This window comes from Streptomyces rhizosphaerihabitans, assembly GCF_025399795.1.
GTDB lineage: Bacteria > Actinomycetota > Actinomycetes > Streptomycetales > Streptomycetaceae > Streptomyces > Streptomyces rhizosphaerihabitans.
In genome coordinates this window covers 1-20607 of sequence record NZ_JAODTZ010000032.1, presented here as the reverse complement: position 1 = coordinate 20607, position 20607 = coordinate 1, and the positions used below count along the sequence as shown (strand labels likewise).

The 20607-nt window shown below is 71.5% G+C and carries 15 protein-coding genes; 5 read left to right on the top strand and 10 right to left on the bottom strand.

Translation table 11 applies throughout. The annotated features are described in order from the left end of the window. Positions 1–12: 12 nt before the first annotated feature. The 7 genes from N4G66_RS27915 to N4G66_RS27885 form a co-directional block, all read right to left on the bottom strand. Entirely contained in the window at positions 13–510 is a 498-nt protein-coding gene (locus tag N4G66_RS27915; protein ID WP_261706991.1) for a hypothetical protein, read from the bottom strand. A 79-nt stretch (positions 511–589) separates the two neighbouring features. After that, on the bottom strand, positions 590–3481 hold the full coding sequence (locus N4G66_RS27910) for an ATP-binding protein (RefSeq protein ID WP_261706990.1): 2892 nt from the start codon (positions 3479–3481) through the stop codon (positions 590–592). Between the two features lie 246 nt (positions 3482–3727). Next, positions 3728–3970: a DUF397 domain-containing protein gene (locus tag N4G66_RS27905; RefSeq protein WP_261706989.1), complete on the bottom strand. Its 243-nt coding sequence runs from the start codon at positions 3968–3970 to the stop codon at positions 3728–3730. A gap of 83 nt (positions 3971–4053) precedes the next feature. Beyond that, positions 4054–5220: a thiolase domain-containing protein gene (locus N4G66_RS27900; RefSeq protein WP_261706988.1), complete on the bottom strand. Its 1167-nt coding sequence runs from the start codon at positions 5218–5220 to the stop codon at positions 4054–4056. Further along, positions 5217–6272 (bottom strand): thiolase domain-containing protein, encoded by a 1056-nt coding sequence (locus tag N4G66_RS27895; RefSeq protein WP_261706987.1) that lies wholly within the window; start codon positions 6270–6272, stop codon positions 5217–5219. Before N4G66_RS27895 ends, N4G66_RS27900 begins: the two co-directional genes overlap by 4 nt. Next, positions 6273–7214, bottom strand: a complete 942-nt coding sequence (locus tag N4G66_RS27890; protein ID WP_261706986.1) for a Zn-ribbon domain-containing OB-fold protein — start codon at positions 7212–7214, stop codon at positions 6273–6275. 78 nt (positions 7215–7292) lie between these two features. Beyond that, on the bottom strand, positions 7293–8093 hold the full coding sequence (locus tag N4G66_RS27885) for a crotonase/enoyl-CoA hydratase family protein (RefSeq protein WP_261706985.1): 801 nt from the start codon (positions 8091–8093) through the stop codon (positions 7293–7295). A gap of 197 nt (positions 8094–8290) precedes the next feature. Between N4G66_RS27885 and N4G66_RS27880 the strand changes: the two genes are divergently transcribed. The 4 genes from N4G66_RS27880 (at position 8291) to paaK (ending at position 14181) form a co-directional block, all read left to right on the top strand. Continuing rightward, positions 8291–9919: an acyl-CoA synthetase gene (locus tag N4G66_RS27880; RefSeq protein ID WP_261706984.1), complete on the top strand. Its 1629-nt coding sequence runs from the start codon at positions 8291–8293 to the stop codon at positions 9917–9919. A gap of 410 nt (positions 9920–10329) precedes the next feature. After that, positions 10330–11289: a 5-dehydro-4-deoxyglucarate dehydratase gene (locus N4G66_RS27875; protein WP_261706983.1), complete on the top strand. Its 960-nt coding sequence runs from the start codon at positions 10330–10332 to the stop codon at positions 11287–11289. A 113-nt stretch (positions 11290–11402) separates the two neighbouring features. After that, entirely contained in the window at positions 11403–12734 is a 1332-nt protein-coding gene (locus tag N4G66_RS27870) for an enolase C-terminal domain-like protein (protein ID WP_261706982.1), read from the top strand. A gap of 139 nt (positions 12735–12873) precedes the next feature. Beyond that, positions 12874–14181, top strand: coding sequence for a phenylacetate--CoA ligase PaaK (paaK, locus tag N4G66_RS27865; protein WP_261706981.1), 1308 nt, complete (start codon positions 12874–12876; stop codon positions 14179–14181). Between the two features lie 53 nt (positions 14182–14234). Here paaK and N4G66_RS27860 read toward each other — a convergent pair whose 3' ends face one another. The 3 genes from N4G66_RS27860 to N4G66_RS27850 all read right to left on the bottom strand — a co-directional run bounded on the left by N4G66_RS27860 (position 14235) and on the right by N4G66_RS27850 (position 18472). Then, positions 14235–15734 carry an acyl-CoA synthetase gene (locus N4G66_RS27860; protein WP_261706980.1) on the bottom strand — a complete coding sequence of 500 codons (1500 nt, stop codon included), beginning with the start codon at positions 15732–15734 and terminating at the stop codon, positions 14235–14237. Positions 15735–15812: 78 nt separating this feature from the next. Continuing rightward, entirely contained in the window at positions 15813–17363 is a 1551-nt protein-coding gene (locus N4G66_RS27855) for an acyl-CoA synthetase (protein WP_261706979.1), read from the bottom strand. Next, a complete protein-coding gene (locus tag N4G66_RS27850) occupies positions 17360–18472 on the bottom strand; it encodes an NAD(P)H-dependent flavin oxidoreductase (RefSeq protein WP_261706978.1) in 1113 nt (370 codons plus the stop codon). Before N4G66_RS27850 ends, N4G66_RS27855 begins: the two co-directional genes overlap by 4 nt. Positions 18473–18644: 172 nt before the next feature. Between N4G66_RS27850 and N4G66_RS27845 the strand changes: the two genes are divergently transcribed. Continuing rightward, positions 18645–20471, top strand: coding sequence for a serine hydrolase (locus tag N4G66_RS27845; RefSeq protein WP_261706977.1), 1827 nt, complete (start codon positions 18645–18647; stop codon positions 20469–20471). Positions 20472–20607: the final 136 nt, after the last annotated feature.

Here is a 20607-nt window from a genome sequence, read left to right as displayed (position 1 = left end):
GGGTGTTCGGCCTCAGCCCTGCTGGAAGAGTTCCGCCGGGAGCGGCTTCAGCAGGGCGTACAGGTCGTCCGTGATCGGACGGTCCCAGGCGGCGATGGTCACCAGGACGTTGTCGCTGCGGTCGAACTGGACGCAGGCGATCCGGGTCTCGGAGAGCTTCAGCCGCCGCACGATCAGAAGGTTGTCGCCCTGCATCACCGGCATGTCCTCGGTCCCGGTGACGGTGACCTCTTCGTCGTTCTCCAACGCGATCAGCAGCTGGGCCACCTCGAAGGGGACCTCGCCCTCGGCGACGTCACGGGCCTGGGAGCCCTCCGGCAGATTGCCGATGATCATCGCGGGACCGCGGCCGCCGAACAGGTCGTAGCGCAGGAAGACACCCTGGCAGCTGCCGTCGGGGGCGGGCAGCAGGCCCGCGCCCAGATTGCCGGGCCAGTCGCCCGGATCCATGGCCAGAACGTCGAAGTCGGGCCCGGCGGGCGTGGCGCTGCGGCGGCGGAGGAAGGACATGCCGCAATGGTACGTGCACGGGCGCTTACCGGGCCCCACGGGCACCGTCCGCGCGGGCCGGGGCACGGGCCCCCGCGCGTCAGGAGATCGCCTGTTCCCCCAGCGCCGCCGCCAGTCCTCTGTCGTCCGTGCCGACCTTGCGGTAGACCGCCGACAGGAGCCGGGCGACGGCGTGCTCGTCGATGTTCAGTTCCTCGGCGATCCGGGCCGGGGTCCGGCCTTGCGCGGTGAGTGCCGCGGCGGTGCGCTCGCGGGCCGTCAGAGTGTCCGTCTCGGTGCTGTGCAGGCGGCGCGGTCGCAGTCCCGCAGCCGCAATCCCGTCACTGGCGTCTTCGATCAGCCCGTCGGCACCGCACTGGACGGCCGCGTCGAGGCCGCGGTACAGGTGCTCGGCGGCCTCCTTGGGGCGTCCGGCGCGGCGCAGTTCGGTGCCCAGGGCAACCAGGGCGCAGGCCAGTTCGTAGGCGGCCGGGGAACGCTCCAGATGACCGACGGCCTCTTCGAGGAGCTGGACGCGGGCCGGGCCCGGGGAGACCTCGGCGGCGACGCGCAGGGCTTGGCCGATCGCGGAGGGGGCGCCGTACTGGCGGGCACGGTTCACCGCTTCGAGTGCCGTGGCGACGGCGCGCTCCGGGGTGTCGTGGCTCTCGGCGCGCGCGAGGTGGAGCTGCCAGGGGCACCAGGCCGGGTTGCGCATGCCGCGCGGCTCGAGGCGGCGGCCGGCGGCGGCCAGCTCGATGGCGGCGTCCTTGGTGAGGCCGCGGGCGAGCAGGAGTTCGCCGTACACGGTCTGGGCGTCGGGGAAGGTCACGGCGGCCGGGAAGGGCGCGCAGAAGGCGTAGGCCTCGCCCGTCCGCGCGGCCTCCTCGACCTGGCCCCGGGCGAGCAGGACCTGGATGAGGGTGCCCACCGCGTACCAGTGGACGGGCGTACCGGGCCCGACGCGCTCGGCGAGCCGGAGGCCCGCGCGGACGAAGTCCTCGGCTTCGGCGAGACGGCCGCGGCGGAAGCGGACGTACCCGAGGATCGTGTAGCCGAAGGAGAGGTGGGCGCCGTGCCAGCCCTGGGATTCGAAGTCGGCGATGCCGGTGGCGAAGAGTTCCTCGGTGCGGCCCGGCCGGTCGGCGTACATGAAGGTCATGGCGACCAGGACCGGGACCTCGAAGCCGCGGTCGGCCTCGGCCCAGCCGAGCCCGCCGGCCAGGGCGCGTTCGGCGTGGTGCAGGGCGACCTGGGCGGGTTCGCCGCGCAGGGTGGCGTCCCAGGCGCGCAGTCCGATGACATAGCGCTCGGTGAGGTCGTGGCCGGTGAGCCGGTCGGCGAGGCGGGCCAGTCGGCGGGAGCGGGCCGGCGAGTCGGGCTCGTCGGCGCGGAAGGCGTCCCACATGAACTGCTCGGACTGCATACGCAGCCGTACCCGGGCGTCGCCGGTGACCGGGATCTCGCGGGCGAGGGTCTCGGAGGCCTCGGCGAGGCGGTCGCTGTGCGCGAGGACCTGGGAGAGTCGGTAGACGATGTTGTGGCGCAGCTCGGGGTCGGTGATGGGCTCTTCCAGAGCGGCGCGCAGGTGGTTGACCGTGGTCGTCGGTTCGGTGAGCAGGGACGCGCAGCCCAGTTCGTACAGGACGGCGGCGCGGTCCTCGATGGGCGGGGGTTCGCGCAGGGCGCGGGCGAGGTAGCGGCGGGCGGCGTCGGGGGCTCCGGCGCGCTGGGTCTCGCGGGCCGCGGCGCGCAATTGCTGGACGATCCAGGTGTCGCCGTCGGGGTGGGTCTCCATGAGGTGCCGGGCGGCGGCGGCCGGGCCGAGGCCCTCGTCGATCACGCACCAGGCGGCCTGGCCGTGCAGGGCGACGCGGACGCTGCCGGGGATGTCCCGGTAGACGGCGGTGGCGATCAGCGGGTGGACGAATTCGAGGGGGTCGGCGCCGGTGAGGATCCTCGCGATGCGCAGCGCGTCCGCCGCGTCGGCGGCCTCCTCGGGGCCGAGGCCCGCGACGGCCGCGGCGAGTGTCGGGTGGATCTCGGTGCCGAGCACGGCGCAGGCCCAGGCGAAGCGGACGGTCGCGGTGCCGAGGCGTTCGAGGCGGGCGACGATGCCGCTGCCCTTGACGGCGGCGGCGAGGTCGCGCAGGAGATGCGCTCCGTCCTCGGTCGGCGTCAGGCCGCGGTCGCGGACCTTCGCGGTCAGTTCGACGGCCTCGAACGGGTTGCCCGCGGTGACGGCCCAGCACTCGCGGCAGAAGGCGTCGTCGGCCTGGGTGCCGAGGTCTTCGCGGACGAGCCGGGCGACGGCCGCCGCGCTGAGGGGTTCGAGGCCGATGGGGCGCTGTCCGGCGCGACCGGGCAGCCCTCTGAACGCCTCGGCGTGTTCGGGGAGTTCGTCGGGCCGGTAGGCGACGACGAGCAGCAGCGGGAGTTGCTCGGCACGGGGCGCGAACGCGGCCAGCCAGCTGAGCGATTCGGCGTCGGCCCAGTGCGCGTCGTCCAGGAGGAGCACCATCGGGGCACGCTGCACGGCGAGGTGGGTGAGCACCCAGTCGAGTCCGGCGCGCAGGCCCTGCTGGTCGGGCGGGGCGCCCTCGGACGGCGCGCAGAGGCCGAGCGCCGGGCCGACGATCGCGTACCAACTGCCCAGGGAGGCGCGGAGTTCGGCCTCGGAGAATCCGGCGAGCTGCGGCTGCAGGAGCTGGCGGGCGACGTGGAAGGCGACGCGCTGCTCCTGTTCTCCGCCACGCGCGCTCAGCACGGTGCAGCCCTTGGCCGCGGAGCGCCTGCGGACCTCGCCGAGGAGGGTCGTCTTGCCGATTCCGGCGCGTCCGGCGAAGGCGAGGAGCGCGCCACGGGGGCGGCCCGGTGGTTCACCGGCGTCCCGGCGCAGGCCGACGAGATCGCTCAACGCCTCGTCGGCGGTGGACAGTTCACTCTCGCGCTCGAAGAGCGTCCGACGGCTGCGCAGGCTGCGTTGCCCCATGATCACCCCCTGTCACGATCGCGCGCCCGCGCGGGGAGCGGATGCGCACCGTGACGTCCAGGCACCTCAGCGTACGCCCCGATCATCCGCGGGGCAGCCCGTTCGGGCACTCCTGGTCGGAACCTCGCCGAGGCGGCGTGGCCGCGGGAGGACCGGCCGGTGAGCGGCCCGCTGGGCGCGAGGGCTCGGGCCGCCGCCCCTTCCCCGTGCCAGGGGCCGGAGCGGGAGGACCCGTCGGTCTTCGGTTCAGGTCAGGTCGAACTCGCCCTCGCGGGCTCCCGATACGAAGGCCCCCCACTCCGCGGGAGTGAAGATCAAGGAAGCGCTTTGCGGGCGGCCACTGTTGCGCATCGCGATGAAGCCCTCGACGAAGGCGATCTGGACATCTCCCCGCCCCCGGCTGCTGGACTGCCATTCGGCGTTGCTGAGGTCCAGCTCCGGCTTGTCCCAGCCCGCGAGCGGGTGTTGCTCGATGGTGCTTTCGGCCACGTCCGTGCTCCTCCCGGTTCGTCGTCCGCGGCCAGCCTAGCGATCGGTCCGTGCCGCGCACAGGCCACGTGAGAGGGACGGTTTCAGGAGGCGGGCGGCTCGGCCCCGACCAGCCACATCGAGAAGAACTGGGATCCGCCGCCGTAGGCGTGGCCGAGCACTCTGCGAGCCCCGTCGACCTGGTGTTCTCCGGCCTGGCCGCGTACTTGGAGGGCCGCTTCGGCGAAGCGGATCATGCCGGAGGCGCCGATCGGATTGGTGGAGAGGACCCCGCCCGACATGTTGACGGGCAGGTCGCCCTCCAGTTCGGTCACACCCGCCTCGGTGAGCTTCCACCCCTCGCCCTCGTCGGCGAAGCCGAGGTTCTCCAGCCACATGGGCTCGTACCAGGAGAACGGCACGTACATCTCGACGGCGTCGATCTCTCGGCGGGGGTCGGCGATCCCCGCCTGCCGGTACACGTCCGCCGCGCAGTCCTTTCCGGCCTGCGGGGACACGCAGTCCTTTCCGGCGAAGAGGGTCGGTTCGCTGCGCATCGCGCCGCCGTGCATCCAGGCGGGCGGGCGCGGTGAACGGGCCGCTCCGGCGCGGTCGGTGAGGATCATCGCGCAGGCTCCGTCGGAGGAGGGGCAGGTCTCGGAGTAGCGGATCGGGTCCCAGAGCATGGGTGAGGCCTGGACCTTCTCCAGGGTGATGTCGTGCTCGTGGAGGTGCGCGTACGGGTTCTTGAGCGCGTTGCGGCGGTCCTTGTACGCGACGAGGGAGCCGACGGTGTCGGGTGCGCCGGTCCGCCGCATGTAGGCGCGCACATGCGGTGCGAAGAAGCCGCCGGCGCCGGCGAGCAGCGGCTGCTGGAAGGGGATGGGCAGGGACAGGCCCCACATGGCGTTGGACTCGGACTGCTTCTCGTAGGCCAGGGTCAGGACGGTGCCGTGGACGCGGCCCGCGACGAGGTTGGTGGAGACCAGGGCCGTCGATCCGCCGACGGAGCCCGCCGTGTGCACCCGGAGCATCGGTTTGCCGACCGCGCCGAGCGCGTCGGCGAGGTACAGCTCGGGCATCATGACGCCCTCGAAGAAGTCGGGCGCCTTGCCGATGACGACGGCGTCGATGTCGGCCCACGTCAACTCGGCGTCTTCAAGGGCTCGTTGTGCGGCCTCACGGACGAGTCCGGCGATGGACACGTCCCGTCGCGCCGCCACGTGCTTGGTCTGGCCTATGCCTACGACGGCCACGGGCTCCTTGCTCATCGGGCATCCCCTTCGAGTACGGCGACCAGGTTCTGTTGGAGGCAGGGGCCCGAGGTGGCGTGGGCGAGTGCCCGGTCGGACTCCCCGCGATGGACGCGCGCGGCGGCCTCGCCGATGCGGATGAGTCCGGCCGCCATCACCGGGTTGGCGGCGAGCGCGCCCCCGGACGGGTTGATTCGCACGCTGTCGTCGAGCCGCAGCGCCTTGCGCAGGACCACTTCCTGGGAGGTGAAGGGGGCGTGCAGCTCGGCGGTGTCGACGGGTCGTTCGAAGGCTCCGGCCCGTTCGGCGGCCAGTCGTGTGGACGGCGAGTCGGTCAGGTCGCGTACGCCGAGGGAGTGCGCCTCGATGCGGTGGTCGATGCCCCGGATCCAGGCGGGCCGTTCGCACAGTTCGCGGGCCCGGTCCCCGGCCGCGAGGATCACGGCGGCGGCGCCGTCGCCGATGGGCGGGCAGTCGCCGGTGCGCAGCGGTCGTACGAGATAGTCGCCCTGCGGCACCGAACCCCGCAGCTGGGCATGGGAGTTGGCGGTCGCTGAGGATCTGCTCCGGGCGGCGACCGAAGCGAGCGCGAGTTCGTCGGTCTCCCCCGCGTCGATGAGCGCCTGGGCCTGGAGCGCGGCGAGGGCGACCGAGTCGGGCCACAGCGGGGCCACGTAGTACGGGTCCAACTGCCGGGTCAGGACGTCGCGTACGGAGCCGGGCGAGGACTTGCCGTATGCGTACACGAGCGCGGTGTCGGCGTCGCCGGTCAGCAGTTTGGTCCACGCCTCGTACAGCGCCCAGGCGCCGTCCATCTCGACGTGCGACTCGGAGATCGGCGGCCAGGCGCCCACGCCGTCGAGCGCCATGGTGAAGGAGAAGGCGCGGCCCGCGAGATAGTCCGTGGAGCCGGAGCAGGTGAAGCCGATGTCGCTGGTCTGCAGGCCCGTCCGGTCGAGGACGTCGTGCAGGACCGGGAGGAGCATCTCGACTTCGGAGAGCTCGTCGGAGGTGCGCCGGTGGTCGGTCTGCCCGAAGGCGACGACGGCGATGTCCCTGACGGTCCGCATCTACAGCATCTCCTTGTACGTCTCGTAGTCCGCGTCCGGTTCCCCGGTGGGCCGGTAGTGGTCGGGGTGGCGGCCGCCCTCGGACCACACCGGCTCCACGCGCAGGCCCATCCGGACCTCGTCGTAGGGGATGCCGCCGATCCGGCCGTGCAGTGCGAGGCCGGCGCCGTCGAGGGCGATGTGCGCGTATACGTACGGGACTTCGATGTCGAGGTTCTTCGCCTTGATGTTGACGATGCAGTACGTGGTGACGGTGCCGCGCGGGCCGACCTCGACCTGTTCGGAGGTGGCCACCCCGCAGGTGGGGCACGCGCCCTTGGGCGGTACGTACACCTTGCGGCAGGAGGGGCAGCGTTCGCCGACGGTCCGCCGCTCGGAGAGGCTCGCGATGTAGGCGGACTGGGCGCGGCCCGGTGAGTAGACGTAGTCGAGCCGGGCGGGGGCGACGATCCCGGTCACCATGTCGCCGAACCGGCCGTCGTGGCCCGTGAGTTCGCCCGGCGCGCCGTCGTACGGCTCGAAGCAGGCGATGTCGGTGATCGCGCCGGAGCGTTCGGTGGCCCAGCGGACGCGGACGCGCATCCCGGTGCGTACGGCGTCGGGACCGGGGGCGTCGAGGGCGTGCAGGAGGGCGGTGTCGGCGCCGTCGAGTTTCACCAGGACCCAGGCGAAGGGAGTGCCGAGGGGCTGGCCGCGGCGGGGTTCGTGGTTCCAGGCCCAGGTGGTCACGGTGCCGGTGGGGGCTACCTCGACCAGGTCGCGTATCTCGTCGGCGGTGACGGGGTCGTACTCGACGGGCGGAACGAGGGTGCGGCCGTCGGTGGTCCGTACGCCGAGGACGACCCGTTCGCGCAGGCCCGTGAGGAAGGCGCTCTGCACGGGCCCGAGCGAGCGGGTGAAGGGGAACTCGACGACGAGTGGGGCTTTGAGGACTTCGGGCATCCCGGATCTCTCCTTCCAACGGCCGGACGCGCCGCGCCCGCGGGGCGGGTCGAACGCGTCCGGGACCGGGCTTGCGGGTCAGGCTCGCCGGTAGACGGGCGGGCGCTTCTCGGTGAAGGCCCGGGAGCCCTCCTTGGCGTCGGCGGTGTCGAAGACCGGCCAGCCGCGCCGCAGTTCGGCGGCGAGGCCGTCGGTCTCGGTCAGCTCCGCGGTCTCGTACACCGACGCCTTGACGGCCTCGACCGCGAGCGGGCCGCAGGCGTTGATCTGCTCCGCGACGGCGAGGGCCTTCTCCAGCGCGGTGCCGTCGGGCACGACATGGCCGATCAGACCGATGCCCGCGGCCTCTTCGGCGGTGTACGGGCGTCCCGTGAGGAGCATTTCGAGGGCGTGGGTGCGCGGGATCTGGCGTTGCAGCCGGACCGTCGAGCCGCCGATCGGGAAGAGTCCGCGCCTGACCTCGAACAGTCCGAACGTCGCGGAGGCGCCGGCGACCCGGATGTCGGTGCCCTGGAGGATCTCGGTACCGCCGGCCACGCAGTACCCCTCGACGGCCGCGATCACCGGTTTGCGGGGGCGGTGGTGGCGCAGCATGGCCTTCCAGTGCAGATCGGGGTCGGCCTTGAGCCGGTCCCGGTACTGCTCGCCCTCCATGCCCTTGCCGGCCAGCGCCTTGAGGTCCATCCCGGCGCAGAAGGCACCACCGGCGCCGGTGAGCACGATCGAGCGGATCGCGTCGTCCTCGTCGGCATCGACCCAGCCGTCGTACAGACCGACCAGCATCGGCAGCGAGAGCGCGTTCCTGGCCTCGGGCCTGTTGAGCGTGAGCACCAGTGTGGCGCCTTCGCGCTGCACGGTGAGGTGTTCCGTCCCACCCATTGCCGTCCTCCCGTCTCGGATGCGAGAACAGGTTGCAGGAGGCGTCGAGCCAGTACAAGGGTTTTCTGACAGACAGTCAGATTTCTTGTGCCGGGACCCTTCCCAGTTGGGTCGGGCTTTGCTCTGATGACCGTCGGGCCCGGGGTGGACCTGCCCCGGGGGCGCCCGGCCACGGACGTGCACGGTCAGGAGGAACGGTGGAGTACAACCTTGCCGACCTGTTCGAGTCGGTCGTCGACGCGGTCCCGGACCGCGAGGCGCTCGTGTACATCGACCACCCGGGCACGGGCGCGGAGCGCCGCCTGACGTACGCGCAACTGGACGCGGCCGCGAACCGTGTCGCGCACCACCTGATCGACAGCGGGATCCGTCCCGGCGAGCACCTCGGCCTCCACCTCTACAACGGCATCGAGTACCTCCAGACGGTGCTGGCCTGCCTGAAGGCGCGCATCGTCCCGGTCAACGTCAACTACCGATACGTAGAGGAAGAGTTGGCCTACCTCTACCAGGACGCCGACCTTTCGGCGCTGGTCTTCGACGCGGAGTTCACCGATCGGGTGGCGGCGGCACGGCCACGCGCCCCGCGGCTGCGGCACCTCGTACGGGTGGGTGCCGCGACGTCCGCGGCGGTCGCGCCGGTCATGGCGGATGTGGTCGAGTTCGCCGAGGCCGAGGCTGCCGGGTCACCCGGGCGCGGTTTCCCCTCGCGTTCCGCGGACGACCAGTTCATCATCTACACCGGCGGCACGACAGGGATGCCCAAGGGCGTCATGTGGCGGCAGGAGGACCTCTTCTTCGCCGGTCTCGGCGGGGGCGCGCCGACCGGCGATCCGGTCGCGAAGCCGGAGGAGGTCGCCGAGCGCGTCGCGGCCGGCGGTGCCGGGATCACCTTCTTCCCCACTCCCCCGCTGATGCACGGCACCTCGACGCTCACCGCTTTCATCGCCTTCAACTTCGGTCAACGCGTCGTGCTCCACCGCAAGTTCGCGCCCGAGGAAGTCCTGCGGACGATCGAGAACGAGAAGGTGACCAGCGTGTCGCTGGTCGGCGACGCGATGCTGCGGCCCCTGATCGACGCGCTGAACGGCCCCTTGAAGGGCACGGACTGTTCCGCCCTGTTCAGCGTGTCCTCGTCCGGCGCGATCATGTCGGACACCGTGCGCGAACAGTTCCAGGCGCTCGTCCCGAACGTGATGCTGCTCAACAACTTCGGCTCCTCGGAGTCCGGCTTCAACGGGACCGCGACAGCCGACTCCGGCCCGGAGCGCGGCTTCCGGATTCGCGTCAACGCCCGTACGCAGGTGGTGGATCCGGTCACCCACGAGCCGGTCGCGGTGGGCGAGCCGGGGCGGGTGGCGCAGCGCGGCCATGTACCCCTCGGCTACTACAACGATCCCAAGAAGACCGCCGAGACGTTCTTCCGGAAGGGCGACGAGCGCTGGGTGCTCCTCGGCGACATGGCCACGGTCGACGAGGAGGGCATCGTCATCGTCCTCGGCCGGGGCTCTCAGTGCATCAACACCGGCGGTGAGAAGGTCTATCCCGAGGAGGTCGAACAGGCCCTCAAGTCGCATCCGGACGTGTACGACGCCCTGGTCGCCGGAGTGCCCGACCCCAAGTGGGGCAACCACGTGGCGGCGGTCGTACAGCTCCGGGAGGGCGCGCCGCTGCCGTCCCTCGACGACATCCAGACGCACTGCCGCGCCCGCCTCGCGGGCTACAAGATCCCGCGCCGGCTCGTCATCACCGACTTCATCCAGCGCTCCCCGAGCGGGAAGGCGGACTACCGCTGGGCCCGGTCGGTCGCCGCCGACGCGACACCCTGACCGGAGCGCCCGCGACCCCGGCACGGTCCGGGATGCGCCCGTCACGATCGTCGCGCACGAACCGGCGGCGCCGGACAGGCTCTCCAGCCGGGGCCGGACGGAGAACCTGAAGCCCGACACCGGCCGCACCCGGTCGGCACCAGCCGGAACGCCCCACCCCCCATCGGCGCCAGTCGGACGTGTCCGAGGTGGGCGACCGACGGGCTCCGCTCCTCGTCCGCGCCTCCCGCACGTCGGCGACGATGCCGGCCTCGTGTTCGCTGTGAGCCGCGCCACCGGAACCGGGCAGAGCAGAGCAGCTGGCGCACATGATCGAAAATCCGCTCCGCCGTACCCATTGACCCTCGGGGTTCACGAATCTAATCTGAGTTCTCATATATAGACACCGTCTGCATATAGGGATGAGACTCATGGCAGGGATCGGCGCGGAGCCGGAGCGCGTGGCCGAGCGGCTGCGGGACGGCATGACGAGCGGGGTCCTGTCCTTCCCGCTCACGAGCTTCACGGAGGACGGCGCCCTCGATCCGGAGTCCTACCGGGCCTACCTGGCCGCCCAGTTGGCCACGGCGCCGGGCGCGGTTTTCCCCGCCTGCGGAACCGGGGAGTTCAGCGCGCTGGACGAGGACGAGTACCGCGCGGTCGTCACCGCGACGGTCGAGATCGCCGACGGCCGCATGCCCGTCATCGCGGGCGTCGGCTACGGGTGGGCGCAGGCGCTGCGGTTCGCCCGGATCGCGGAGGAGGCCGGCGCGGACGCCCTGCTCGTGCTGCCCCACTACCTCGTCGAGGCCCCCGAGGCCGGCCTGGTCGAACAGCTGCGCCGGATCGCCACCGGCACACGACTGCCGCTGATCGCCTACCAGCGCGGCCCGGTCGCCTTCACCCCCGAGGGACTGAGGGCCGTCGCCGCGATCCCGACCGTCATCGGGCTGAAGGACGGACACAGCGACCTCGACCGGCTCCAGCGCCTCACACTCGCCGCGCCCGACGGTTTCCTCTTCTTCAACGGAGCCGCCACCGCCGAGATCCAGGCCCGCGCGTACGCCACCGTGGGCGTCCCCGCCTACTCCTCGGCCGTCCACGCCTTCGCTCCCGAGATCGCCGACGCCTTCTTCACCGCGCTGCGCACCGGCGACGAGGCGACCGTGACCAAGCTGCTGCGCGACTTCTACGTCCCGCTCGTCGAACTGCGTGACAAGGTGCCCGGCTACGCCGTCTCCCTGGTCAAGGCCGCGGCCCGGCTGCGGGGCCTGCCCGTCGGCCCGGTGCGCGCACCGCTCACCGATCCGGGCCCGGCAGATCTCGCCGCCCTGGAACGGATCCTCGACACCGGGCTGGCTCTGACCGGCGCCGCGCGCCGACCCGCCTGAAGCAGGCGGGGGACGGCCCGACGGGGCTCAGGGCGGGCCGGCCCCTCGCCCGGCCCGTCGCCGTCATCCTGGGATCAGCGGCCCGGTCACCCTCGTACACAAGGATTTTGATGATGAGTCAGCAATCGACGATCACCGAGTTCACCGTCTACCCCGTCGCGGGGCGGGACTGCATGGAGCTGAACCTGTCGGGCGCCCACGGCCCCTACTTCACCCGCAACGTCGTCGTCCTCAAGGACTCCGAGGGGCGGACCGGGCTCGGCGAGGTGCCCGGCGGGGAGAAGATCACCCGGACGCTGCGCGACGCGGAGTCGCTCGTCCTCGGCGCGAAGGTGGGCGACTACCAGCGCGTCCTGCGCGAGATCGGGGAGCGTTTCCGCGACCGCGACGCCGGCGGGCGCGGCGCCCAGACCTTCGATCTGCGGACGACCGTCCACGCCGTCACCGCAGTCGAGTCGGCCCTGCTCGACCTGCTCGGCCAGCACCTCGACGTGCCGGTCGCCGCCCTCCTCGGCGACGGGCAGCAACGCGACCGGGTACGGGTGCTCGGCTATCTCTTCTACGTCGGCGATCCGGACCGCACGGACCTGGCGTACGTCCGCGAGAGCGACTCGGACGTGGACTGGTACCGCCTGCGGCACGAGGAGGCCCTCACGCCCGGCGCGATCGTCCGGCAGGCCGAGGCCGCCCACGACCTCTACGGCTTCCGGGACTTCAAGCTCAAGGGCGGTGTCCTGGAGGGTGCCGAGGAGGTCCGGGCCGTCCGGGCGCTGAAGGACCGCTTCCCCGAGGCCAGGATCACGCTCGACCCCAATGGCGCCTGGTCGCTGCGCGAGGCGATCGAGCTGTGCGAGCCGCTCGTCGGCACGCTCGCCTACGCCGAGGACCCCTGCGGCGCCGAGGACGGTTACTCGGGGCGCGAGATCCTGGCCGAGTTCCGCCGGGCGACCGGGCTGCCGACGGCGACCAACATGATCGCCACGGACTGGCGGCAGCTGACCCACGCCCTGGCCCTCCAGTCGGTCTCGATCCCGCTGGCCGATCCGCACTTCTGGACCATGCGGGGCTCGGTGCGCGTGGCCCAGCTGTGCAACGCGATGGGCCTGACCTGGGGCTGCCACTCGAACAACCACTTCGACATCTCGCTCGCCATGGTCACACACTGCGGGGCCGCGGCACCGGGCGCGTACAACGCCCTCGACACGCACTGGATCTGGCAGGAGGGTCTGGAGCGGCTCACGGTCGCCCCGCCGCGCATCGTCGACGGCGAGATCGCGCTTCCGGACGCCCCCGGCCTGGGCGTCCGGCTGGACATGGACCGGCTGCTGGCGGCACACGAGCTGTACCTGAAGGAGGCGCTCGGCGCCCGCGACGACGCCGTCGGGATGCGCTTCCTCGTCCCCGGGTGGAAGTTCGACGCCAAGCGGCCCGCGCTGGTGCGCTGACCCGGCGTCTCGCGCGCTCCCGCAAAAAGCGCTCGCGGACCCCTTGCACTGACGCGGGACACCTGAATTACTGATCCGGAACAGAACGACCGAATGATCGGTCGTCCGGAATCGCACGGTTGGTGAGGGAGTGGGCGCGATGGCGGGCTCGACGGACGCGAAGGGCCTGCTCGACGCGGGCGAGCGGCTCGATGCGGAGGGACTGCGGGCGCTCCAGCTGGAGCGGCTGCGCGCGTCACTGCGGCACGCGTACGAGAACGTGCCCTTCTACCGGGACTCCTTCGACAAGGCCGGGCTGCGCCCCGACGACTGCCGCTCGCTCGCCGACCTGGCCCGGTTCCCCTTCACAGTGAAGTCGGATCTGCGCGAGAACTACCCGTACGGAATGTTCGCCGTGCCGCAGGAGCGGATCCGGCGCATCCACGCGTCCAGCGGGACGACCGGGCGGCCCACGGTCGTCGGCTACACGGAGAACGACCTGTCCATGTGGGCCGACATGGTGGCCCGTTCGATCCGCGCGGCGGGCGGCCGGCCCGGCGACAAGGTCCATATCGCCTACGGCTACGGGCTGTTCACGGGCGGGCTCGGCGCCCACTACGGCGCGGAACGGCTCGGCTGTACGGTGATCCCCGCGTCCGGCGGCATGACGGCACGTCAGGTCCAGCTGATCCAGGACCTGAAGCCCGAGATCATCATGGTGACACCGTCGTACATGCTGACCCTGCTCGACGAGTTCGAGCGGCAGGGCGTGGACCCGCGCGGCACCTCGCTGCGGGTCGGCGTGTTCGGGGCCGAGCCGTGGACCGAGGAGATGCGCCGCGAGATCGAGGAGCGGTTCGCGATCGACGCGGTGGACATCTACGGCCTCTCTGAGGTCATCGGCCCGGGGGTCGCCCAGGAGTGCGTGGAGACCAAGGACGGTCTGCACATCTGGGAGGACCACTTCTACCCGGAGGTCGTCGACCCCATCACCGGTGAGGTGCTGCCGGACGGCGAGGAGGGCGAGCTGGTCTTCACCTCGCTCACCAAGGAGGCCATGCCCGTGATCCGTTACCGGACACGGGACCTGACGCGGCTGCTGCCGGGCACGGCGCGGGTCTTCCGGCGGATGGAGAAGATCACCGGGCGCAGTGACGACATGGTGATCCTGCGGGGGGTCAATCTCTTCCCGACGCAGATCGAGGAGATCGTGCTGCGGACTCCGGGAGTCGCCCCGCACTTCCAGCTCAGGCTGACGCGCGAGGGCCGCCTCGACGCCCTCACCGTACGGGCCGAGGCCAGGTCCGGCGCGACACCCGAGACACGCGAGGCGGCGGCTCGGGCGATCACCGCGGGCATCAAGGACGGGATCGGCGTCTCGGTCACCGTCGAGATCGTCGAACCGGAGTCCCTGGAACGGTCGGTGGGCAAGCTGAAGCGGATCGTGGACCTGCGTCCGCGCGCCTGACCGGCCGCGGACAGGGCCGCGGGGGCTCCTGACACCCCCCGCGGCCCTGTCCGCTACGCCTGGCCGAACCGGTCCCGCAGTTCCCGCTTGAGGATCTTTCCGCTGGCGTTGCGGGGCAGCTCGTCCACGAACAGGACGCGCTTGGGCGCCTTGAAGTGGGCGAGCTTCTCGCGTGCGTGGGCGATCAGTTCGTCCTCGGTGACCTCGCCCCGGGCGACGACGACCGCGGTGACGGCCTCGATCCAGCGCTCGTCGGGGAGCCCGACGACGGCCACCTCGGCGACCTGTTCATGGGTGTACAACGCGTCCTCGACCTGCCGTGAAGCGACCAGGACACCACCGGAGTTGATGACGTCCTTGACCCGGTCGACGACGGTGAAATACCCGTGCGCGTCGCGCACCGCGAGGTCTCCCGAGTGGAACCAGCCGTCGCGGAAGGCCTCGGCCGTCTCCTCGGGCTTGTCCCAGTAGCCCTCGCACAACTGCGGTGAACGGTAGACGACTTCGCCCGGTGTCCCGTCCGGCACGTCCTTGCCGTCCTCGTCCACCACGCGTGCGTCCACGAACAGGACCGGGCGTCCGCACGAGTCCATCCGGCCCTTGTGCTCGTCGGGTCCCAGCACGGTGGCCAGGGGGCCGATCTCGCTCTGGCCGAAGCAGTTGTAGAAGGCCAGCTTCGGCAGCCGTTCGCGCAGCCGCTCCAGCACGGGGACCGGCATGATCGACGCCCCGTAGTACGCCTTGCGCAGGCCGCTCAGGTCGCGGTCGGCGAAGTCGGGACGGTTGGACAGGCCGATCCACACGGTGGGCGGGGCGAACAGGCTGTCCGCGCGGCCCGCCTCGATCAGGTCGAAGAGCTGACCGGCGTCCGGCGCGTCGAGGATGGTGTTCGAGGCGCCGACCGCGAGGTAGGGCAGCAGGAACACATGCATCTGCGCCGAGTGGTAGAGCGGCAGCGAGTGCACGGGCAGGTCCCCGGCGCTCAGATCGAGAGCGGTGATCGCGCTCAGGTATTCGTGCACCAGGGCGCGGTGCGTCATCATCGCGCCCTTGGGCAGTGCGGTGGTGCCCGAGGTGTAGAGCAGCTGCACGAGCGTGTCGCCGCGCGGCTCGTCCCCGTCGTACGGGAGTGCCGTGTCCAGCCGCGCGAGGAACGAGTCGTCGGCATCGCGCAGAGGCAGGGTCCGTACGCCTTCCGGGAGCCGGCCGGCGAGGTCGGGGTCGGTGAGGACCAGGCTGCTTCCCGACTGGCCGACGATGTAGGCGAGGTCGTCCCCGGTCAGGTTCTGGTTCACCGGGACATGAACGAGTCCGGCGCGGGCGCAGGCGAGGAAGCCGATCAGGTAGGCGTCCGAGTTGTGGCCGTAGGCGCCCACGCGGTCCCCGGGGACGAGTCCCTCGCCGAGGAGGACGGTGGCCGCGCGGGAGACGGCCTCGTCGAGTTCCGCGTACGTCCAGGAGCGATCTCGGTAGTCGACGGCGCGCCGCGCCGGTGTGCGCCGGGCACTGCGGCGCAGCACCCCGTCGACCGTACTGCCGTGTCCAGGCTTCATGAGACGTGATCCTCGATCCAGGGAAGGCCGAGGTCAAGTGAGGCGGCGCGGCGCGGCAGCGATGGAAGGCGAACCAGGTCACATCGCCCTGTTGCGGCCCTCCCAGTAGGGATCGCGCAGCCGTCGCTTGTACAGCTTTCCGTTGGGATCGCGGGGCATGGTCGCGATGAAGTCGACGCTCTTGGGCCGCTTGTACCCGGCGAGTTGCCGCTCGCAGTGGCCGAGGATGTCGGCGGCGAGCGCCGGACCCGCTTCGTGGCCAGGGGCTGCCTCGACCACCGCCTTGACCTCCTCGCCCCAGTCGTCGTGCGGGATGCCGAAGGCGGCCGCGTCGGCGACGGCGGGGTGGGAGAGGAGGGCCGCCTCGATCTCGGCCGGGTAGATGTTGACCCCGCCCGAGATGATCATGTCGATCTTGCGGTCGCGGAGGAAGAGGTAGCCGTCCTCGTCGAGGCAGCCCAGGTCACCGACGGTGAAGAAGTCGCCGATACGGTTCTTCCGGGTCTTGGTCTCGTCCTTGTGGTAGGAGAATCCGCCGGTGCTCATCTTCATGTAGACGGTGCCGAGTTCACCGGGCGGCAGCCGGTTGCCGTCGTCGTCGAAGACGGCCAGTTCGCTGATCGGCCACGCCTTGCCGACGGTTCCGGGCTTCTTCAGCCAGTCCTCGGCGGTCGCGAAGGCTCCGCCTCCCTCGCTGGCCGCGTAGTACTCCTCGACGCTGTCGCCCCACCACGCGATCATGGCCCGTTTCACATGGTCCGGGCACGGGGCCGCGCCATGGATGGCATGCCGCATGGAGGAGACGTCGTAGCGGGCCTTCACCTCGTCGGGGAGGGCCAGCAGTCGATGGAACTGGGTCGGCACCATATGAGTGTGGGTGCAGCTGTGTGTGTCGATGACACGCAGCATCTCCTCGGGCGTCCACTTGTCCATGAGCACCAGTCGGTGGCCGATGTGCAGGGACGCGCCCGCGAACTGGAGCACCGCGGTGTGGTAGAGCGGCGAGCAGACGAGGTGGACGTTGTCGTCGAACGGTTTGATGCCGAAGATGGCGAGGAACCCGCCGAGGTACGACTCCTCGGGGAGCTTGCCGGGCAGCGGGCGCCGGATGCCGCGCGGGCGGCCCGTGGTGCCCGAGGTGTAGTTCATGACCCAGCCGAGGGTGCGGTCTGCGGGCGGGGAGCCGGGCTGTCCGTCGAGGAGCTCGGTGTACGGGCGGAAGCCCTCGATCTCACCGACGGCGTACCGCTGCGCCCCGGGCAGCTTCGCCTCGTCGGCGGCGTGCCGGGCGGCGTCGGCGAACCGCTCGTGGGCGATGAGGACCTTGGCTCCGGAGTCGGAGACGATCCAGGCGATCTCGGGGCCGACGAGGTGGTGGTTGACGGGGACCAGGTAGAGACCGGCCTGCGAGGCGGCGAGGTAGGCGACGAGGAACTCGACGCCGTTGGGCAGGACGACCGCGAAGGAGTCGCCGCGCCGGAGGCCGGCGGCCCGCAGTCCGTGGACGAGCCCGTTGGCGGTGGCGTGCAGCCGTCCCGCGGTCCATTCCTCACCGGTGGGGGTGACGAGGACGACGCGCTCGGGGTCGGCGGTCGCCTGGGCCCAGAAACCGTTCGGTGCCGTGCTCATGCCCGTTCCTCCCTGCCCGCGATGCGGTTGACGCGGTCGACGGCGCGCTCGAAGCCCCGGGTCAGGTCGTCGAAGACCTCCTGGACGGAGCGTTCACTGTTCATCCGGCCGACGATCTGGCCGACCGGTGTACCGAGCAGGGGCTCCACCTCGTACTTCTGGATGCGGGAGACGGCGTCGGCGACCAGCAGGCCCTGGAGCGGCATGGGGAGCGTGCCGGGTCCGTCCGGGTCGTCCCAGGCGTCGGTCCACTCGGTGCGCAACTGGCGTGCGGGCTTGCCGGTCAGGGCGCGCGAGCGGACGGTGTCGCCGGAGCCGGCGGCGAGGAGCTTTCGGGTGACGGCGGGCGAGTGCATGTCGGCCTCGGTGACGGTCAGCCAGACCGACCCGAGCCACACTCCCTGGGCGCCGAGGCTCAGCGCGGCGGCCACCTGCTGTCCGCTGCCGATGCCACCCGCCGCCAGGACGGGCAACGGGCCGACGGCGTCGACGACTTCGGGCGTGAGCACCATCGAGGCGATCTCCCCGGTGTGTCCGCCTGCTTCGTAGCCCTGCGCGACGACGACGTCGATGCCCGCCTCGGCGTGCTTGCGCGCGTGCCGGGCGCTGCCCGCGAGGGCCGCGACGAGCACGCCCTGGGCGTGGGCGCGCTCGACGACGTCGGCGGGCGGTGAGCCCAGCGCGTTGGCGAGCAGCTTGATCGGATAGTCGAAGGCGACGTCGAGCTGACCACGGGCGACCTGTTCCATCCAGCCGGTGATGCGCCAGCCGGCCGCCTCGCCCTCGGCGAGTTCGGGGACGCCGTACTTGGCGAGGGTGTCCTTGACGTACTGCCGGTGGCCCTCGGGGATCATCGCCTCGACATCCGCCTCGCTGACGCCCTCGACCTTCTTCGCGGGCATGACGACGTCCAGGCCGTAGGGCCTGCCGTCGACGTTCGCCTCGATCCAGTCGAGGTCGCGCTCGAGGTCGGCGGGGGCGGTGTAGCGGACCGCGCCGAGCACACCGAATCCGCCCGCGCGACTGATGGCCGCGGCGACGGCGGGAAACGGCGTGAAGCCGAAGATGGCGTGCTCGACTCCCAGTTCCTTGCTCAGCTCCGTCTGCATGGGCGCAGGATGCCGCAGACGTCCGGACGAGGGAAGGCCTTTTCTGATACTCCGTCAGATCTCTTCGGGCCTGTCGGGGAGGGTTGACACGCCCGCCACTGACGAGAAAGTTTCACTCGGCACGGCAGACCCGGAAAGATACTTTCAGGCGACGCGAGCGAGAGGCTTCTCGATGACCGAAGGCGCGAAGGACAGGACGGAAGGCGAGCAGGACGGGGCGGGGGGCGACCGGGCCGGAACGGGCGGCGCGCTGACCCGTCGTCAATGGGGCAGGGGCTTACTGGCCGCGGGCGGGACGCTGGCCCTCGCGCCCTTCCCGGCGGGCCCGGCGGCGGCCTCGACGGGGAGCGGCCGTCAGACCCTGAAGCACGGCACCCCCGGGCAGGCCGGACTGCTCGCCGGCCATCTGCGCCAACTGGTCGCGGACGCCGAGACGTTCCTCGGCCCCTCCCCCAAGTACCCCTGGTACGCCGGTGCCGTCCTGCTCGCCGGGCGCGGCGGCACCGTGGCCCTGCACCAGCCGATCGGCATGGCCGTGCGCTACGCGGCGTACGACGAGAAGACGGACACCGGTGTGGAGTTCCCCGCCGACCGGCAGATCCCGGCGGCGACTGACACGGTCTACGACCTCGCCTCCGTCTCGAAGCTGTTCACCTCGATCCTCGCCGTGCAGCAGATGGAGCGCGGCGCCCTGGAGCTGGAGGCCGGCGTCGCCTCGTACCTCCCGGAGTTCGCGGGCGGCGGCAAGCAGGACATCACGATCCGTCAACTGCTCACCCACACCTCCGGGTTCCGCTCCTGGATCCCCCTGTACAAGGCGCCGACCCGCGAGGGAAAGCTCCAGCTCATCTGGGACGAGGTGCCCCTCCATCCGCCCGGCACCGCGTACCTCTACTCCGACCTGAACCTGATCTCGCTCCAGCTGGTCCTGGAGAGGATCACCGGCCGGACCCTCGACACACTCCTGCGCGACGAGATCACCGGCCCGCTCGGAATGGACCGCACCCGCTACAACCCGCCTGCCTCCTGGAAGCCGGAGATCGCCGCGACCGAGGACGCCCGGCTGCCCTGGTCGGGACTGGACCGAGGGCTCGTGTGGGGCGAGGTCCACGACGAGAACGCGTACTCCCTGGGCGGAGTCGCCGGTCACGCGGGGGTCTTCTCCCGCGCCTGGGACCTGGCGATCCTCGGCCGTACGCTGCTGAACGGCGGCGCGTACGGCAGGGCGCGCATCCTGAGACCGGAGACGGTGGACCTGATGTTCACCGACTTCAACACCGCGTTCCCGGGCGACGAGCACGGCCTCGGCTTCGAGCTCTACCAGCACTGGTACATGGGCGCGATGGCGACTCCGCGCACCGCGGGCCACACCGGCTTCACCGGTACCTCGCTCGTCCTCGACCCGACGACCGACTCCTTCCTGATCGTCCTCGGCAACTCCGTCCATCCCGTGCGCAATTGGCGATCCGGTTCCGCTCCCCGGGTCGCCGCCGGGAACAATCTGGCGCGGGCCGTCGCGGTGCGTCCCGCGCGCGGCCGTACGTCCTGGTTCTCCGGGACGGCGAACTCGACGACGGCGACGCTGACGCTCCCCGCGCTCGACACCACCGCCGGTCCCACGTGCCTCGGCTGCGCGCTGTGGTGGGACACCGAACCCCGGTCGGACGTCCTGTTCCTGGAGTCCTCCACCGACGGCGGCACGACCTGGCAGCCGGTCCCCTTCACGACCCGGCGACGGTCGAAGGACCCGGAGGACCATCCGGCGGGCACGGCCACCGGCTGGTCGGGGCGGGTGTGGCACCGGCTCCGCGCGGACCTGCCGAACGCGCGCTCTCTCTCACTGCGCTGGCGGTACACGACCGACCGGCTGTACGTCGGCCGTGGCGCGTACGTCGACGCCCTGCGGGTCGAGGCCGCAGGCCGCGTCGTCTTCGACGAGACGCGCCCGGCGGACGCGGAGCGGATCGCGGCCGTGGGCTGGGTGCCGTCCCGGGACTGACGCGCGGGCTGCGGGGACGGTCGTGCGGTCGCCCCGCAGTCGGCCGGCGGGTGGCCGGGGCCGGTGACGGGTGGCCAGTCGCGGACTGGCGGCTGACGGCTGACGGCTGACGGCTGACGGCTGGCGGCTGGCGGCT

Bases quoted from the DNA above. Each gene is read 5' to 3' on its own strand.
- N4G66_RS27915 (WP_261706991.1), bottom strand. From the start codon at position 510: ATGTCCTTCCTCCGCCGCCGCAGCGCCACGCCCGCCGGGCCCGACTTC.
- N4G66_RS27910 (WP_261706990.1), bottom strand. From the start codon at position 3,481: ATGGGGCAACGCAGCCTGCGCAGCCGTCGGACGCTCTTCGAGCGCGAG.
- N4G66_RS27900 (WP_261706988.1), bottom strand. From the start codon at position 5,220: ATGAGCAAGGAGCCCGTGGCCGTCGTAGGCATAGGCCAGACCAAGCAC.
- N4G66_RS27895 (WP_261706987.1), bottom strand. From the start codon at position 6,272: ATGCGGACCGTCAGGGACATCGCCGTCGTCGCCTTCGGGCAGACCGAC.
- N4G66_RS27890 (WP_261706986.1), bottom strand. From the start codon at position 7,214: ATGCCCGAAGTCCTCAAAGCCCCACTCGTCGTCGAGTTCCCCTTCACC.
- N4G66_RS27885 (WP_261706985.1), bottom strand. From the start codon at position 8,093: ATGGGTGGGACGGAACACCTCACCGTGCAGCGCGAAGGCGCCACACTG.
- N4G66_RS27875 (WP_261706983.1), top strand. From the start codon at position 10,330: ATGGCAGGGATCGGCGCGGAGCCGGAGCGCGTGGCCGAGCGGCTGCGG.
- N4G66_RS27870 (WP_261706982.1), top strand. From the start codon at position 11,403: ATGAGTCAGCAATCGACGATCACCGAGTTCACCGTCTACCCCGTCGCG.
- paaK (WP_261706981.1), top strand. From the start codon at position 12,874: ATGGCGGGCTCGACGGACGCGAAGGGCCTGCTCGACGCGGGCGAGCGG.
- N4G66_RS27860 (WP_261706980.1), bottom strand. From the start codon at position 15,734: ATGAAGCCTGGACACGGCAGTACGGTCGACGGGGTGCTGCGCCGCAGT.
- N4G66_RS27855 (WP_261706979.1), bottom strand. From the start codon at position 17,363: ATGAGCACGGCACCGAACGGTTTCTGGGCCCAGGCGACCGCCGACCCC.
- N4G66_RS27850 (WP_261706978.1), bottom strand. From the start codon at position 18,472: ATGCAGACGGAGCTGAGCAAGGAACTGGGAGTCGAGCACGCCATCTTC.
- N4G66_RS27845 (WP_261706977.1), top strand. From the start codon at position 18,645: ATGACCGAAGGCGCGAAGGACAGGACGGAAGGCGAGCAGGACGGGGCG.